This window comes from Mesorhizobium sp. M0802, assembly GCF_040320115.1.
In the GTDB taxonomy this organism is placed as follows: Bacteria; Pseudomonadota; Alphaproteobacteria; order Rhizobiales; family Rhizobiaceae; genus Mesorhizobium.
The window spans coordinates 17,896-33,274 of record NZ_JAMYOY010000007.1 but is presented as its reverse complement, the minus strand read 5'-3'; the positions used below and the strand labels follow the sequence as shown (position 1 = coordinate 33,274).

Sequence of the window (15,379 nt, the reverse complement as noted above, 5' to 3'; positions counted from 1 at the left end):
GAGGGGGAACTTGCTCCCGTGCGCTTGGCCTGAACCTTGGATGGGGAAGCTTCGCCCAATGCAGCGTCGGGCGCCAGCCCCTACCGCTCCTCCACAATCCGCAGATACGCCGCCGTCACGAACAGCACGATCAGCCCGAACAAGATCCGCCGTGCCCCCTCCGGCATCTGCAGGATGGTCAGCAGCGTCGTCAGCACGGTCAGGATCAGGGCGCCGATGATGGTGCCGGTGTAGCCGCCGCGGCCGCCGAAGATGGAGGTGCCGCCGATGACGGCGGCGGCGACCGAGGGCAGCACCAGCGGTTCGGCGAGCGACAGCGACGGCGCCTTGATCAGGCCGATATAGAGCAGGCCGGTGATGCCGGCGAGCACGCTGGAGGTGACGTAGAGCGCGGTGATGACCTGCCAGTATTGCACGCCCGACAGGCGGGTCGCGCGCTCATTGTCGCCGACGGCGTAGAGCAGGCGGCCGAAGCCGGTGCGGGCGAGCGTGAAGACGATGAGGGCGGCGAGCGGCACGAACAAAAGCAGCGCGTTGGGGAAGCCCCATGTCACGCCGGTGCCGAGCCAAGCCAGGAAGTCGGGGATTTTTGCGCCCGACGCGATCACCGTGCGCTGGTAGACCTGCAGGCAGCCGGTGCCGATCAGGCTGGTGCCCAGCGTCATGATCAGCGGGTGGACGCGGAAGACACCGACGCCGATGCCGTTGACGAAGCCGATCAGCACCGCCGGCATCATCGCCAGCAGGAACGCCACCGCCGGGTCCTGGTTGACCACTTGCGTCGCCATGATGAAGGCGCTCATCGTTGCCACCGTGCCGACCGACAGGTCGATGCCGCCGGTCAGCATGGTCATGGTCTGGCATCCCGCGAGGATCGCCAGCGGGATGGCGAATTTGATGGTGTTGGCGATCCAGCGCTCGTTGACGATGCCGGGGCGCAGGACCTGCAGGATCACGACCAGGATGGCGAGCAGGACGATCAGCGGGATGAGCGGGCGATCGGCCATGAAGCGCTTTATGCGGCGGCCGAAGGGGACGGGGGTGATGGCGGCGGTGCTCATGGGGCGGCTCTTGCTCGCGATGAGGTTTGCAAGGTGCGGCAAGTTGGTGAGGACAGTGCTCTACGGCGCCCCCCTCTGGCCTGCCGGCCATCTCCCCCACTTGTGGGGAGATTGGCAGCTTCAGCGCCTCGCTCATTCTTGCAAGGTTGGAGATTGGCGAAGGTCGTCGCGACATCCAATCTCCCCCCTTGTGGGGGAGATGTCCGGCAGGACAGAGGGGGGCGCGAAGGAACGCCGACGTCTCTCTGCGACAGCACACCCATCATTGCCGCCCCCGCATGGTGATAAACGCCCCGAACATCACCACCGCCACCATGATCAGCCCTTCAATAATCGCGGTGACATTCGGGTCGATGGCGAGCAGCGTCAGGTCGGTGCGCACCAGCCTCAACACGAAGACGGCGACGATGGGGCCGAGCAGGCCGCCCTTGCCGCCGCCGAGCGCGACGCCGCCCAGCACCACGGCGGCGACGCTGGCGAGCAGATAGGGGCCGGGGATGGGGGCGCCGATGCCGGTGCTCATGGTCAGCGCCAGGCCGCCAAAGGCGGCGAACAGGCCGGACAGCGCATAGGCGATGATGCGGGTGCGCTTGACCGGCACGCCGGAGCGAAACCCCGCCAGTTCGCTGGAGCCGATGGCGTAGATGGAGAGGCCGAGGCGCGAGCGCCTGAGCGGTATCCAGATGACGCAGAGGCAGACGATCAGCACCAGCAGGGCCTTGGGCAGCCAGGCGTCTATGGCGTCGGGCAGGCCGGGGATCGGCACGGTGCCGGAGATCAGCGCCTTCAGCCATTCGGCGATGCCGCCGCCCGGCGTGTCGAGCACCAGCAGGGCGGCGCCCTGCAGCACGAACAGCATGGCGAGGGTGACGACAATGTCGGGCACGCGGGTGACGACGATGAGCAGGCCGTTGAGCGCGCCGAGCACGAAACCCATGGCGAGCACGAAGGGCACCACGAACAGCGCGTATTCCTCGCTCGCGCCATTCATCATCGACGCCGCGGTGACGCTGGTCAGCGCCATCATGGCGGCGACCGACAGATCGATGCCGCCGGCGATGACGACCACCGTCTGCGCGGCGACTGCGAAGGCATAGGGCAGAACGGCTCGGGCGAGCGAGCCGAAATCATTGCTGCCATAGGCCGGCTGGATGATCCTGGTGGTGATGAACAGGACGATGAGCAGGGCGAACAGGCCGACGACCCAGCCTTGGCGGCGCAGGAAATGGCTCATGGCGCGGCCTCCGGCGAAGCCGAAGTGTTCGCGGTCGGATCAGCCAATATGCCGATATCGGCCTTGGCGCCGCGCGGCAGGCCGTAGGCGGCGCGCATCAGCGCCGGCTCGTCGGCGTCCTCGACCGGAAAAATGTCGACCAGGCGGCCGCCGAAGATGACGATGACGCGGTCGCAGACGCGCTGCACCTCTTCGAGTTCCGAGGTGTAGAACAGCACCGACTTGCCGTTGCCGGCGAGTTCGCGCAGCAGCTTGTAGATCTCCTGCTTGGTGCCGACATCGATGCCGCGCGTCGGGTCGAAGCACAGGATGGTGCGGGCATCCGCCGCGATCCAGCGGGCGATGGTCACCTTCTGCTGATTGCCCCCGGACAGGCGCTGCACTTCGCCCTGGGCGCGGGTGTCGATCTGCAGCCGCTCGATGGCGCTGAGCACGGTCGCGCGCTCGCGGCGCATGTTGATCGGCCCCCAGTTGCGCAAGGCAGCGCTGAAAGGCAGCGCGATGTTTTCGCGCACCGAGCGCTGCATGGCGAGCGCTTCCGAGCGGTCGCCCGGCACATAGGCAATGCCGGCGCGGATGGCGTCGATCGGGTGGGCGAATTTCACTGGCTGGCCATCGACTTCGATCGTGCCGCCGGAGGGCCGGATCGAGCCGGCAAGGGCGGCGAACAATTCGTCCTGGCCCTGGCCTTCGAGCGCCACGACGCCGGCGACTTCGCCGTCGGCGAGATCGAAGGAGACGTCGCTGAGCTTGGCGCCGACGCGGAGATTGCGCACGGAGATGCGCGGCCGGGCAGCTGCGGGCGCGGCCTTCTCGGCGGCGCTGCGGGCGGCGACATGAGTTTTCACGATGCGGGTGCCGAGCATCAGCTCGACGATCTTTTCCTCGACTCCGGGTACGATGTCGACGACACCGACGGTCTCGCCGTCGCGCAGCACGGTGGCGCGGTCGCACAGTGCGGAGATTTCGACGAAGCGGTGCGAGATGAAGATCACGGCGCGACCGGCATCGCCCTGGCGGCGCACCACTTCCAGCACTTTTTCGGCGAGGTTGGCGGGCAGGGCCGCCGTCATCTCGTCGAGCAGCAGCACGTCCGGCTCGACGGCGAGCGCCCGCGCCAGGTCGAGCACGCGCAGCACGGCCAGCGGAATGTCGCGCGCGGTGTCGCGCAGATCGAGGTCGGTGATGCCGAGCTCGCGCACCCAGGCGCGGAACGGCTCGACCGGCGTGCCGGTGAGCCTGAGGTTGGAGAGAACGTCGAGATCGGGGATTAGCGACGGCTCCTGGTAGACCGGCAGCAGCCCGGCGCGGCGCGCGGCGGCGGGCGAGCGAATGTCGCGCGCCTCGCCACGGATCAGGATGCGGCCGGAGTTCGCCGGAATGGCGCCGGTCAGGATCTTCACCAGCGTCGACTTGCCGGCGCCGTTGGCGCCCATCAGCGCGTGGACCTCGCCCGGCAGCACGGAGAGCGACGCGTTGCGAAGCGCTGCAACCGCGCCGTAGTTCTTGGCGACGCCGGTGGCGTCGAGGAGGGGGCTGGTGGTCAACTGGTTTGTTGTCAAAATTGATGGTTCCAGAAACTAATGTCGGCGCTCTACGGCGCCCCCCTCTGTCCTGCCGGACATCTCCCCCACAGGTGGGGAGATTGGCAGTTCCGGCGCCGCCCCTCGTCTTGCGACGTAGAAAATTAGCGAAAGCCGAGATGACAGCCAATCTCCCCACCTGTGGGGGAGATGTCCGGCAGGACAGAGGGGGCGCCGTAGAGCGCTAGTCTGTGTGACGAGGACGGTCGTTCGCCGTCCTCGCCAGTTCATTCAAACCAGGCTTACTCCCCCGGCCCCTTGCAGGCCACGATCTGGTCCTTCGTGTAGGTCGTCCACTCCGGGATCGAGATCGAGACCGGCCATTCCGGGCTGAGCGACGGATCGGCGGCTGCCTTCAGCTTGGCCTTGCCTTCGTCGGTGGCGTTGTCCCAAAGCTGCGGGTCGACCAGCACGGTCTGCTGCGCCGGCTTCTTGCCGTCGAGGATCTGCAGCGCCAGCGTCACGCCCGCGCCGCCGATCGAGCCGGGGTTGGTGACGGCTGCACCGACGAGACCTTTCACCGAGCTCAGCTGGCCGACGAAGCCGGCATTGTCGGCGCCGACCACCGGCACCAGCGGCGCCTGCGATTCGACCAGCGCGTCGACGATGACGTTGTCGATGCCCGACGTCCACACGCCGTTGAACGGCGTGCCGGTGGCCAGGAACGACAGCATCTGCTGCTTGGCCTGATCCTGCTGCCAGCCGGTGAAGACTTCCTGCGCCACCTTCACGCCGGGGTTTTCGGCCAGCGCCTTCTTGAAGCCTTTGTCGCGATCGCTGTCGGCCGAGGCGCCGGCGGCGCCGCGCATGTAGAACACTTCGCCCTTGCCGCCCATCTGCTGGAACAGCCATTTGGCGCCGAGATAGGCATACTGTTCCTGGTTGTTGGAGATGATGTAGGCCGACGGTTCGGTCACCGCCTGGTCGACGGCAACGACGACGATGCCGGCCTTGGTGGCTTCTTCCAGGCCCGCCTTGATGCCGGCGGGATCAGCGGGGTTGACGACGATGGCGTCGACCTTGGCGCTGATCAGATTGCGGATGTCTTCGAGCTGGCCGGCGGCATCGGTGTTGCGGTGGGCGATGTTGAGCTTCGTCACTTCGCCCGAAGCCAGCGCCTGCGCCTTCATGGCGCAGACCATTTCCTCGCGCCAGCCATTGCCCTGCACGGTGTTGGAAATGCCGATCGTATATTTGGCTTCGGCCGACGACACGCCCATCGATGCCAGCAAGGCAGCGCCCGCAAGCAACGGGACCATGGTCAGTATTTTCTTCATGTCAGTACTCCTCCACATTGTTGTTTTTCGTCTCAGGGCCAGACCCTTCGGCAGGATCGGACCAAGTCATTACCTCGTCATTTGACGAAGGGACGCAGCACGTCGCGGGCGAGCAGGAAGCCCCGCTTCACCGCATCGTCGTTGCCTTCGAACCGCCTGTCCTCATGTTCGATGATGACCGAGCCGTCATAGCCGGCGCGGTAGAGGCCGGAGAAGAAGCCGCTCCAGTCGACATCGCCCAATCCCGGCATGCGCGGCACCTGCCAGCCTATCCCGGCGGAAAGGATTCCGCGCTCATACAAACCATCATGATCGATCATCAAATCCTTGGCGTGGACATGCAGCATGTAGGGGCCGAACTCCCGGATGAAACGGCCCTGGTCGATCATTTGCCAGACCAGGTGCGAGGGGTCGAAATTCATGCCGACCTCGCCGCCCCAGGTTTCGAGGATGCGCCGCCAGACCAGCGGCGAATAGGCGATGTTGTGCCCGCCCGGCCATTCGTCATAGCTGAAGATCATCGGGCAGTTCTCGAAGGCGAGTTTTACCCCGTGATCGCGCGCATAGGCGACGGTCTCGGGCCAGACTTTCAGCGCGTCCTGCCAGTTGACGTCGACGGTCTTCGAGGCATCGCCACCGCAGAAGGTGTTGACGACCGGCACGCCCATATTGGCGGCCAGCACGATGACCTTCTTCAGATGGCCGATGACGGCCTCGCGATGGGCAGGGTCCGGATGCAGTGGGTTGGGATAGTAGCCGAGGCCGGAGACCGTCAGCTTCTTCTCCGTCAGCGAAGCGACGATCTCCTTGGCCTGCGCGGGCGAGGTGGAAGCGGCATCGATATGGCTGGTGCCGGCATAGCGCCGCGTCGCGCCGGAGGTCTTCGGCCAGCAGGCGATTTCCAGCGCCTCGAAGCCGGCCGAGTGCGCCCAGTCGGCAACCTCGCCAAGCGGCGTCTCCGCAAAAGGTGCTGTAAGCACTCCTAGTTTCATTCTGCCTCCCTAGACCCGACGACTATAATGCCGATTGTTTGGATCGCTTCAACCTCGCGACCTCATCTTGTTCGAGACTGTGCCGGACAGCCGCCATCGGATCGTCCGACAGCAGGTCGCCCAGCGCCGATGTGACGGCCGCGCGGAACGTCCCGTCAACGGCAAGGCCGGGGTCGAATATCCCGTCGATGGCAAGGATGGCGGACACCAGCGCGCTGGCATCGGGACCCGTCGCGTCGGCGATTGCGGCGACCTTGCCGGCATAGGGATCCGACACCGGCCAGCGTCTGCCGAAACGTTCCGAGGCCTGGATCAGATAGGCCATCCAGCCGGCGACCGGCACCGACAGCAGGCCGATGCTCTGGCCCATCGCAAGCCGGTCGCGGATCGGGTTGAGCAGGCGCTGGACGATCTTCTGCGAACCGTCGGTTGCGACCTGGTGGTTGCGGTGGCGGATCGCGGTGTTCTTCAGCCGGGCAAGGCTCTGCTCGACATAGGCGAGCGGCAGGATGCCCGGCACCGGCATCAGCGTCGGCACAGTCTCTTCGACCAGCATGCGCCGGATGAAGTCCGACAGCAGCGGGTCGGCCATGGCATCCGATGTGTGCTCGAGCCCGGCCAGCACGCCGAGCGTGGCGAGCGTCGTCTGGGCGCCGTTCAGCACCCGCATCTTGAGATGCTCGAACGGCGTGACATCGTCGACGAAAGTGGCTCCGACCAGGTCCCAGCGCGGCATGCGGCCGGCAAACTTTTCCTCGATCACCCACTGCCGGAACGGCTCGCCGACAGCGACAGCGCCATCGCGGTAGCCGAACCAATTTTCGACGCTGTCGAGATCGTCCTGCGTCACCGCCGGCGCAATGCGGTCGACCATGGCCGAGGGGAATGCGACGTTGGCCGCGATCCAATCGGCCAGCCCATTGCCGCGCCGTTCGGCAAAGCTGCGCACGACGTTGCCGAGGATGATGCCATTGGCCGGAATGTTGTCGCAGGACAGCAGCGTCAGCGGCCGCCCATGCGTGGCCCGGCGCTGCTCCAGCGCCCGCACCAACAGGCCGGGCACGCTGCGCGGCGTCTCGGGGTTGGCGAGGTCGTGGACGATATCAGGATGGCCAAGGTCGAGTTCGCCGCTGGACGGGACGTGGCAATAGCCTTTTTCCGTCACTGTCATCGTCACCAACTCGATATCGGGTGAGATCAGCACGCCGAGCGCCGGTGCCGCACTCTCCTGGCTGTCGACCACCCGGACGATGCTGCCGATGACGCGCGCCTCGATGTGGCTGTTCTCGCGGATCAGCCTTGTGTACAGCCCGCCCTGCCGTCCCAGCGTGTCGGCAAGGCTGGGCGGGCGGATGTTGATGCCGACGATGCCCCAGCGGTCGAAGCGCAGCGAGATGAGATCGTCGGTGTATTCGGCCTGATGGCAGCGGTGGAAGGCGCCGACGCCGAGATGCGCCATGCCGGGCGAGAGGAGCGTACGGTCATAGGAAGGTGTCTGCACCGATGCCGGCAAGCGATCGAGCAGCGCCGGCCCAAGCGTTTCGATGGAAGCGCTCACCGGTTCGCCCCGATCACCGCCTGCTCTTGGTCGACAACCGCGCCGGTCATCGGGCCGGCGGCGTCGGACAGCAGGAAGACGGCGAGGCTGGCGATGTCGTTCGGGGTCAGCAGCCGCCCGAAAGGCTGCGCGGCATTGGCCTTGTCGAGCCAGCCGGGGCCGTTTCCCAATGTCTCCGCCTGCATGATGCGTTCGGCCGGCGTGTCGGTCCAGCCGACATTGATGCCGTTGACGCGGATGCGGTCGAAGCGGTGGGCGTTGGCGGCGTTCCTGGTCAGCGTCGCCAGCGCGCCCTTGGTGGCGGAATAGACGGCAAGCTCCGGCGAGCCGCAATGGGCATTGATCGACAGAATGTTGAGAATGGCGCCACCTTGGCCGCGCTGCTTCATGTCGGCAATCGCCGCCTGCATCAGGAAGAACGGCGCGCGCGCATTGACGGCAAACAGTGACGCCCAGTCGTCGAGGCTGGCGTCGAGGAAAGAGGCGCGATCGGTCAGGCCGGCGGCGTTGACCAGCGCATCGATGCGGCCGAAGCGCTCGATGCAGGCCTGCGCCAGAAGGGTGGGGGCGTCAGGATCGGCAAGGTCGGCGGCGACGAAGATGGTCGGCGTGCCCAATTGCGAAAGCTCGGCCGCCACGGCCTCGCCACGCGCCCTCTCGCGCCCGGTGACCAACAGCCCGGCGGCACCGGAACGCGCCAGCGTCTCGGCAATGGCGCGGCCAATGCCTTGCGTCGACCCGGTGACCAGAGCCACCTTGCCGTCAAGCCGGATCTCCATTCCTCCTCCCGGGAATAAAGTTTCTATTTTGAGAAATATGGAACGACAATTCCCGATAGTCAATTGGACCAGTGACGCCTCATTCGCCGCGCCGCGCCGCCACGCCATGGACCAGCGCCATCCCAACGGCGAGCGAGGCCGCCAGTGAGCGGAAGCCGGCAAAGTCGGATTCCACCACTTCCAGCCAGCTGTCCGAGAGCGGGATCAGCGGGCTGAAGGTGCTGTCGGTGACGGTGACGATACGCGCCTTGCGCTCATGCGCCACCGCGACGAGATCGGGCGTGATCGAATTGTAGGGGCTGAAGGAGACAGCGAGCACGGCATCCCGGCCGCCGATGCAGCCGATCTGGTCGAGTGCGGAGGACCCGACATTGTCGACCAGCACGTTGCGCACGCCTTGCTGCGAGAGCGTCAGCGAGAGATAGGCGGTGACGGGAAAGGCGCGCTTGGAGCCGATGACATAGATCAGCTCGGCCGCCGCCAGCAGCGCCACCATCTTGTCGAAACTCTCGACGTCGAAGCCGGTCTCGATGCGGCCCAGCGAGGCCTGCGATGCGCCGACCATGCCGTGCAGGAAATGCAGATTTGGCTCGGTCTCGGTGCGCGGTTCGCCGCGCCCTTCCGGCCATGAGCCCTTGATGTGCTCCTTGAACAGGCCCTGGAAATCGGAAAAGCCGGAATAGCCGAAGATCTGGGCAAAGCGCACCAGCGTCGAGGGCTGCACGCCGGCCTGTGCCGCAACCTGCGCGATGGTGCCGAGCGCGACGTCGCTCGGATGCTGCCACAGGAAGATTGCCACCTGGCGCAGCCGCTTGGGGAAATGCACCGTGCCCGACGACAGCACCGCGCGTAGCTCCTCATAGGTCTGCGGCTGGATGTAGCCAAGCGCGGCCAGCGAGCGCCCGCGCTTGCGCGTCGCCGCCTCGTCGGTGCTGGACCGTCCGGATGCCTTGCTTGCCCCACTCATGATTTCAGGCTAGCGCGATACGATCGTTTTACAATATGAAAATTGGAAATCGTATTCGAAAGCGGTGTGCCGAGAGGAGCTTGAAAATGGTCTACGCAACATCGGACGGATCGGCGGGCAAGCGGCTCAGGGTCGGCATGGTCGGCGGCGGTCGCAATGCCTTTATCGGCGCCGTGCATCGGCTGGCCATGCGCCTGGACGACCAGATCGTACTGGTCGCCGGCGCGCTGTCGTCGGACCCGGAAAACGCCGCCGCCTCGGCCGCCGAGATCGGCATCGCGCCGGAGCGCAGCTATGCCGATTACCATGTCATGGCAAAGGCGGAAGCTGCTCGGCCGGACGGCATCGAGGCGGTGGTCATCGTCACGCCCAACCATCTGCACGCGCCGATCGCCACGGCCTTTCTGGAGGCCGGCATCGACGTCATCTGCGACAAGCCGCTGTCGACGACGCTGGATGAGGCAGAGGCACTGGTGGCGCTGGCGAAGGCGAAAAAGCGCCGCTTCGTCGTCACGCTCAACAACACCGGCTACGCCATGGTCCGCCAGGCGCGCGAGATGGTGGCGGCGGGCGCGCTTGGCCGCATCGTTTCCGTGCATGGCGCTTACATCCAGGACTGGCTGACCAAGCCGATCGATGCCGAGGGCCAGAAGCAGGCGGAATGGCGCACCGATCCGGCGCGCGCCGGGCAGTCGGCGGTGCTGGCCGATATCGGCGTGCATGCCTTCAACCTGGCAAGCTATATCTCCGGCTGTGAGGCCGAGGCGGTGTCGGCCGATCTGTTCACTGCCGTGCCGGGACGCCGGCTCGACGACAATGCGCATGTGCTGGTGCGCTGGACCGGCGGGGCGCGCGGCACGATCCTCGCCAGCCAGACCTCGCCCGGCCACTACAATGATCTCTCGGTGCGCATCTATGGCGACAAAGCCGGGCTCGAATGGTCGGGTGGCCGGCCGGAGGAATTGCGCTTCTCACCATATGGCGAGGAAACCCGCACGCTGGTGCGTGGCGGTCACGGCTCGACCGCTGAAAGCCAGCGCGTGTCGCGCATGCCAGCGGCGCATCCGGAGGGATATATCGAGGCCTTCGCCAATTTCTATCGCGACGCCGCCGATATCATTCGCGCCCATCGCTCTGGTGGGGTGGTCGATGCGGCGCGTGCAGCGCAGGTGCCCGATGTGGTGGAGGGCGCGCGCGGGGTGAAGTTTGTTGCGGCGGCGGTGGACTCGAATGCGGCTGGTGGGGCTTGGACGGCGGCAAGGTTCGGGTGAGGCGAGCTATCCCTTGATCGCCGAGCCGACGATGGAATCGACGAAGAAGCGCTGCAGGAAGACGAACAGGATGAGCGGCGGCAGCACGGCGAGCGTGGCGCCGGCCATCACCAGGCCGGTGTTGACCGCACCCCTGTTGTAGCTGAGCAAGCGGCTCAAGCTGATGACGATCGGATAGGCGTCGGCATTGCCCTGCAGCACGGTCAGTGGCCAGAGATAGCTGTTCCAGTGGTAGACGAAGGCGAAGAGGGCCAGAGCCGCGACTGCGGGAGCGACGCTGGGAGCGACGATCTTGTAGAGGATCAAGAACTCCGAGGCGCCGTCCATGCGCGCGGCGTCGATGAGCTCGTCGGGAACGCCGGAGATGAACTGGCGCATCAGGAAGATGCCGAAAGCATTGGCGAGATTGGGCACGATGATGCCGGCGAGGCTGGCGTTGAGGCCGATCGAGCCGACCAGGCGATAGAGCGGGATCAGCGTCACGATCGGCGGCAGGAACATGGTGGCGATCAGCACAGAGAACAGCAGCGACTTGGCGGGGAAGTAGTATTTGGCGAAGGCGTAGCCGGCCATCATGCTGGTCAGCAGGATGCCGGCGGTGGTGATCGAGGCGATGACCAGGGAATTCCACATCGAGCGGCCGACATTGACCACGCCCGACACCTTCTCATAGGCGTCGAAGCTCGGCGTAAGGGGGATCCACACCGGCGGCACCTGCATGCTCTCGGCCGGCGTCTTGAGGCTCGACAGCACCATCCACACCAGCGGGAAGGCCGAGGCGACGGCGACCAGCAGCATCAGCGTCGCCAGCAGCGCCTTGCGGCCCGACGGGCGCCGGCGCGACAGCCGGCTCGACGATCCCGCGCTCATTCGTCGTTCTTCCGGTTGGCGAAGGCAAACAGCGCGCAGACGACGACAATCAGCGAAAGCATCAGCATCACCGCCATGGCCGAACCCAGTCCACCCTGCGCACGCTCGATGCCGACGCGGCGGATGTGGTAGGTCAGCACATTGGTCGAGCCGACCGGCCCGCCCTGCGTGATCAGGGCAACCGGCTCGAACACCTGCACGGCGTTAATGATGGCGATGACGGCGCTGAACAACAGCGTGCGCCGTATCAGCGGCAGGGTGATGAAGCGGAACTGCTCGAAACGGTTGGCGCCGTCGAGCTTTGCTGCTTCATACAGGCTGCCGGGAATCTGCGTCAGCCCGGCGATCGCCAAGACGGTGAAATAACCGACCTGTTGCCAGACATTGAGGAAGACGATCGAGATCAGCGCCGAGCGCGGTGACGACAGAAAGGGCTGTGGTCCCACACCGATCAGGCCGAGCATCTGGTTGAGCGGGCCTTCGCTCGGCGAATAGAGTTTCGACCACACCAGCGCGACAGCGATCATCGGCACCATGTAGGTGGCAAACAGCACCGTGCGCAGCGCCGTGCCGCCGGCGACATCGCGCTGGTAAACCATCAGCCCAAAGGCCACCGACAGAGGCAGGATGAGGATGACGGAGAGCGCGGTGTAGACGGCTGTGTTGGCGAGCGCGGCCTTGAAATCGCGGCCAACCGAGGAGACCCCAAAAATCTCGCGGAAATTGTCGAGGCCGACGAAGCCGGCGCTGGAAAACGGTGTCTGCGTCGACCAGTCCTGGAACGACAGCCAGACGGTGAGCAGCATCGGCAACAGGACGAAGATGCCGATCAGCGTCACGGCGGGCGCCAGCATGATGCCCGCCGAGGCACGGTACCTCTGAATCATTATTTGGCGGCGCGCTCCAGGATCGAAATGGCGTCGGCCTGCGCCGTCGCCTGCGCATCCTTGGCCGAGACCTGGCCATACTGCAACGCCTCGAGCGTCTGCTGCAGCGATTCCGAGAATTCCTGGCCGCCGGGCACGACAGGGAACGGCTTGGCGTCGGTGAGCACGCTGACATAGCCGGAGAGGAATTCCGAGCCGAGCTTGTCCTTGTGCGCCTCGATGTCGGAGAGGCGTGAGGGCAGGATGCCCATCGACATCAGGATATCCGACATCGCGGAAGCGCCGTTCTTGCCGGACTTTGGATTGTTCAGCCAGGCGAGGAAGTCCCATGCCGCCTTCTGCTCGGCCGCACCTGCATTGGCGTTGACCACGGTCATCCAGGAGTAGGAGATCGAATGCGGCTTGTCGCCGCTCGGGCCGACGGGAATCGGCGCCGTTGCAATGTCGGCGAATCTGTCGCCCATGCCGGCCTTCAGCGCGCTCTCCCACCAATTGGCCATGATGATCATGCCGGTCTTGCCGGAGACGAAATTGTCGAGGAAGGGGCCGGTGGTGTTGGCGTCGGCTGTCGCCATCGACGGCACGCTGGCGCCCGACTTGATCAGGTCTTCATAGAGCTGGAAAGTCTCCGCGGCCTGCGGGCTGTCGAGCACCGGCTTGCCGTCCTTGACCAGGTCGCCGCCATTGGAGACCAGCAGCGAGGCGAAGGGGTGGACGACGCCGGCCGCCCAGGAGTTGATCATGCCGAAGCCTTGCTGTCCCGCATCCTGGTTGGTCAGCTTCTTGGCCGCATCCTTGAACTCGTCCCAGGTCTTGGGTGGCGCCGCGATGCCGGCCTGCTTGAACAGCGCCTTGTTATAGTTCAGCGCATAGACGTCGATTTCGTTGGGGATGCCGTACAGCGTGCCGCCGACCGAGGCGGCGCTGGTGATGCCCGCCGGCCAGGCGGCCTTGACCTCGCTGGCCACCGCATCGGGAGCGGGCGCGACCAGCTTGTCGCGCGCCAGTTCCGGCAACCAGAGATCGTAGATGCCGCCGATGGTTGGGCCGTCCGCGCCGCCGCCTTGCGAGCGCAGCGTGGTCAGGAGGTCGCCGAAGGGGACGGCGCGCACGGTGACGCTGACATCCGGATTGGTCTTGGCATAATCCTTGGCCGCCGCTTCCAGCAGCGCGACCGTCTCCGGCGACCAGTGGGTGAGATAGGAGATGTTGACCGATTGCGCCCAGCCGGTGGTGGGCAGGATGGCGAGGCCTGCGGCCAGTGCCAGTTTCGACGTCCAGGCAAACGACATTCCTCATCCTCCTATCGGTTCACAATGACGTTATGACAAGTCAGCGCGGTGACGCAAGGGCTTGCTGGCGAAAAAGTCTCACATGGCACGGTCACAGATTTCTTTGCGGCGCTTGAATGTGGATATTTATCGTTAGGCAACAAATGGATGCAGGTACTGCAATGTCGTGAGCGGGCCAACGCCGCCATTCCTGAGGCGTAGCAGACCTCTTGCGAATACCGCTATGTCGTTATAATGACTTTTGCCGGACCAATTACTTCTCACGGCACGGAAACGCCGCGGGACGCCAAGGACAGAGAACAATGGGAGACTGGCAATGAGCATGCTTTCACTTCACCGGCGCGCAGCACTTGGGCTGATCGGCGGCCTTGCCGCCGCCTGCGCCGGCGTCTTCGCCTCATTGCCGGCGCGAGCCGCCGACAGCACGGTGACGCTGTGGAGCTGGCGCACCGAGGACGAGGCCGCGATGCGCCGCATCTTCGATGCCTTCGAGGCGAAGAACCCCGGCATCAAGGTCGCCATCCAGTTCACGCCCGATGCCGACTACCAGAACCGGCTGAGCACGGCGCTGCGCGGCGGGCGCGGGCCCGACATCGCCCAGCTCAAGGCCTATGGCGAATTGCAGCCCTTCGTCGAGGCCGGCTATCTCGACGCGCTGGACGACAGCGTGCCGGAGCTGAAGAACATGGAGGACGCGGCGCTTGGCGGCGCGCGCGGCCGCAGCGACGGCAAGCTCTATGGCGTGCCCTATTCGGTGCCGATGATGGGCGTCTTCTACAACCAGGATATCTTCGCCGCCCAGGGCATCGAGATACCGAAGACCTACAAGGATTTCACCGCTGTCTGCGAGAAGCTGAAGGCGGCCGGCATCACGCCGATCGCCACCGGCGGCGCCAACGGCTCGGCCTGGGAACTGGAGATCGCCGTCGGCGTCGTCGGCCCGACCGTCTATGGTCCTGAATTCTACGACGAGATGATGAGCGGCAAGGCGACCTTCGAGGATCCGCGCTATGTCGCGGCGCTGAAGCGCTTCGCCGAGCTGAAGCCGTATTTCCCCGACGGCTTCGCCGGCATCGACTACACCACCGCCACGCAGCAGTTCATCGGCGGCAAGGCGGCGATGTTCCTCGGCGGTTCGTTCGAGAACGGCAGCTTCAAGGCGCAGAACCCGAAGCTGAAATTCTCGATCTTCCCGTTCCCCGCCGACGATGCCGGGGCAAAACTCTACACCTCGGCCTTCTCCGACGGCTCCTATGGCCTGGTCTCCGAGAGCCAGAACAAGGAAGCCGCGACCAAGGTGCTGGGCTTCATGGCTTCGGCAGAGTTCGCGCAGATGTTCGCCGACGAGCTCGGCTGGCCGCCGGCCCGCACGGATGTGACGGTGAAGGATCCAGTGCTGGCCTCGATGATGGAGATGGCGAAGAATTCGACGCCCTATCTGACGCTGGTCGGCTTCCGCTGGCAGTCGCCGACGGCGTCTTCGGTGCTGCAGTCGGAGATCATCGACATGGTCGAAGGCAACATCGCGCCGGAGAAGCTGGCGGCCGACATGCAGGCCGCAGTCGCCACCTGGTTCAAGCCGAAGCAGTAGGCGCGGCCGGTCGCAAA

The 15,379-nt window shown here is 65.5% G+C and carries 13 protein-coding genes; 2 read left to right on the top strand and 11 right to left on the bottom strand.

Annotated elements, in window-relative coordinates:
• Nucleotides 1-80: 80 nt before the first annotated feature.
• The 8 genes from NKI10_RS12315 to NKI10_RS12280 all read right to left on the bottom strand — a co-directional run bounded on the left by NKI10_RS12315 (nucleotide 81) and on the right by NKI10_RS12280 (nucleotide 9,451).
• Nucleotides 81-1,061 (bottom strand): ABC transporter permease, encoded by a 981-nt coding sequence (locus NKI10_RS12315; protein ID WP_023747060.1) that lies wholly within the window; start codon nucleotides 1,059-1,061, stop codon nucleotides 81-83.
• Between the two features lie 262 nt (nucleotides 1,062-1,323).
• The gene (locus tag NKI10_RS12310; RefSeq protein ID WP_023691917.1) at nucleotides 1,324-2,295 is read right to left on the bottom strand and encodes an ABC transporter permease; all 972 of its coding nucleotides are present in this window, start codon (nucleotides 2,293-2,295) and stop codon (nucleotides 1,324-1,326) included.
• The gene (locus tag NKI10_RS12305) at nucleotides 2,292-3,842 is read right to left on the bottom strand and encodes a sugar ABC transporter ATP-binding protein (protein WP_023691916.1); all 1,551 of its coding nucleotides are present in this window, start codon (nucleotides 3,840-3,842) and stop codon (nucleotides 2,292-2,294) included. The genes NKI10_RS12310 and NKI10_RS12305 overlap by 4 nt, the downstream gene beginning before the upstream one ends.
• A 278-nt stretch (nucleotides 3,843-4,120) precedes the next feature.
• Nucleotides 4,121-5,155, bottom strand: coding sequence for an ABC transporter substrate-binding protein (locus NKI10_RS12300; RefSeq protein WP_023683115.1), 1,035 nt, complete (start codon nucleotides 5,153-5,155; stop codon nucleotides 4,121-4,123).
• 77 nt (nucleotides 5,156-5,232) lie between these two features.
• Nucleotides 5,233-6,147: a sugar phosphate isomerase/epimerase family protein gene (locus NKI10_RS12295; RefSeq protein ID WP_352860162.1), complete on the bottom strand. Its 915-nt coding sequence runs from the start codon at nucleotides 6,145-6,147 to the stop codon at nucleotides 5,233-5,235.
• 22 nt (nucleotides 6,148-6,169) lie between these two features.
• Nucleotides 6,170-7,705 (bottom strand): mannitol dehydrogenase family protein, encoded by a 1,536-nt coding sequence (locus NKI10_RS12290; RefSeq protein WP_352860104.1) that lies wholly within the window; start codon nucleotides 7,703-7,705, stop codon nucleotides 6,170-6,172.
• Nucleotides 7,702-8,484, bottom strand: a complete 783-nt coding sequence (locus NKI10_RS12285; RefSeq protein ID WP_023683118.1) for an SDR family oxidoreductase — start codon at nucleotides 8,482-8,484, stop codon at nucleotides 7,702-7,704. Before NKI10_RS12285 ends, NKI10_RS12290 begins: the two co-directional genes overlap by 4 nt.
• Before the next feature lie 79 nt (nucleotides 8,485-8,563).
• Nucleotides 8,564-9,451, bottom strand: coding sequence for a MurR/RpiR family transcriptional regulator (locus NKI10_RS12280; RefSeq protein WP_352498316.1), 888 nt, complete (start codon nucleotides 9,449-9,451; stop codon nucleotides 8,564-8,566).
• 86 nt (nucleotides 9,452-9,537) lie between these two features.
• On the opposite strand from NKI10_RS12280, the gene NKI10_RS12275 reads away from it, so the two are divergent.
• A complete protein-coding gene (locus tag NKI10_RS12275) occupies nucleotides 9,538-10,722 on the top strand; it encodes a Gfo/Idh/MocA family protein (RefSeq protein WP_352860102.1) in 1,185 nt (394 codons plus the stop codon).
• A gap of 6 nt (nucleotides 10,723-10,728) precedes the next feature.
• Here NKI10_RS12275 and NKI10_RS12270 read toward each other — a convergent pair whose 3' ends face one another.
• Genes NKI10_RS12270 through NKI10_RS12260 form a run of 3 tightly spaced genes read right to left on the bottom strand, consistent with a single transcriptional unit; the run spans nucleotide 10,729 to nucleotide 13,771 of the window.
• The gene (locus NKI10_RS12270) at nucleotides 10,729-11,592 is read right to left on the bottom strand and encodes a carbohydrate ABC transporter permease (RefSeq protein WP_352860101.1); all 864 of its coding nucleotides are present in this window, start codon (nucleotides 11,590-11,592) and stop codon (nucleotides 10,729-10,731) included.
• Entirely contained in the window at nucleotides 11,589-12,479 is an 891-nt protein-coding gene (locus NKI10_RS12265; RefSeq protein ID WP_352860100.1) for a carbohydrate ABC transporter permease, read from the bottom strand. The genes NKI10_RS12270 and NKI10_RS12265 overlap by 4 nt, the downstream gene beginning before the upstream one ends.
• Nucleotides 12,479-13,771, bottom strand: a complete 1,293-nt coding sequence (locus NKI10_RS12260) for an ABC transporter substrate-binding protein (RefSeq protein WP_023820601.1) — start codon at nucleotides 13,769-13,771, stop codon at nucleotides 12,479-12,481. Before NKI10_RS12260 ends, NKI10_RS12265 begins: the two co-directional genes overlap by 1 nt.
• A gap of 316 nt (nucleotides 13,772-14,087) precedes the next feature.
• On the opposite strand from NKI10_RS12260, the gene NKI10_RS12255 reads away from it, so the two are divergent.
• Nucleotides 14,088-15,362 (top strand): extracellular solute-binding protein, encoded by a 1,275-nt coding sequence (locus NKI10_RS12255; RefSeq protein ID WP_352860099.1) that lies wholly within the window; start codon nucleotides 14,088-14,090, stop codon nucleotides 15,360-15,362.
• Nucleotides 15,363-15,379 lie beyond the last annotated feature (17 nt).

What these genes read in the sequence shown, in the direction of transcription:
- NKI10_RS12260 (WP_023820601.1), bottom strand. Translation starts at nt 13,771, where the DNA reads ATGTCGTTTGCCTGGACGTCGAAACTGGCACTGGCCGCAGGCCTCGCC.
- NKI10_RS12295 (WP_352860162.1), bottom strand. Translation starts at nt 6,147, where the DNA reads ATGAAACTAGGAGTGCTTACAGCACCTTTTGCGGAGACGCCGCTTGGC.
- NKI10_RS12285 (WP_023683118.1), bottom strand. Translation starts at nt 8,484, where the DNA reads ATGGAGATCCGGCTTGACGGCAAGGTGGCTCTGGTCACCGGGTCGACG.
- NKI10_RS12265 (WP_352860100.1), bottom strand. Translation starts at nt 12,479, where the DNA reads ATGATTCAGAGGTACCGTGCCTCGGCGGGCATCATGCTGGCGCCCGCC.
- NKI10_RS12255 (WP_352860099.1), top strand. Translation starts at nt 14,088, where the DNA reads ATGAGCATGCTTTCACTTCACCGGCGCGCAGCACTTGGGCTGATCGGC.
- NKI10_RS12300 (WP_023683115.1), bottom strand. Translation starts at nt 5,155, where the DNA reads ATGAAGAAAATACTGACCATGGTCCCGTTGCTTGCGGGCGCTGCCTTG.
- NKI10_RS12310 (WP_023691917.1), bottom strand. Translation starts at nt 2,295, where the DNA reads ATGAGCCATTTCCTGCGCCGCCAAGGCTGGGTCGTCGGCCTGTTCGCC.
- NKI10_RS12315 (WP_023747060.1), bottom strand. Translation starts at nt 1,061, where the DNA reads ATGAGCACCGCCGCCATCACCCCCGTCCCCTTCGGCCGCCGCATAAAG.
- NKI10_RS12280 (WP_352498316.1), bottom strand. Translation starts at nt 9,451, where the DNA reads ATGAGTGGGGCAAGCAAGGCATCCGGACGGTCCAGCACCGACGAGGCG.
- NKI10_RS12275 (WP_352860102.1), top strand. Translation starts at nt 9,538, where the DNA reads ATGGTCTACGCAACATCGGACGGATCGGCGGGCAAGCGGCTCAGGGTC.
- NKI10_RS12270 (WP_352860101.1), bottom strand. Translation starts at nt 11,592, where the DNA reads ATGAGCGCGGGATCGTCGAGCCGGCTGTCGCGCCGGCGCCCGTCGGGC.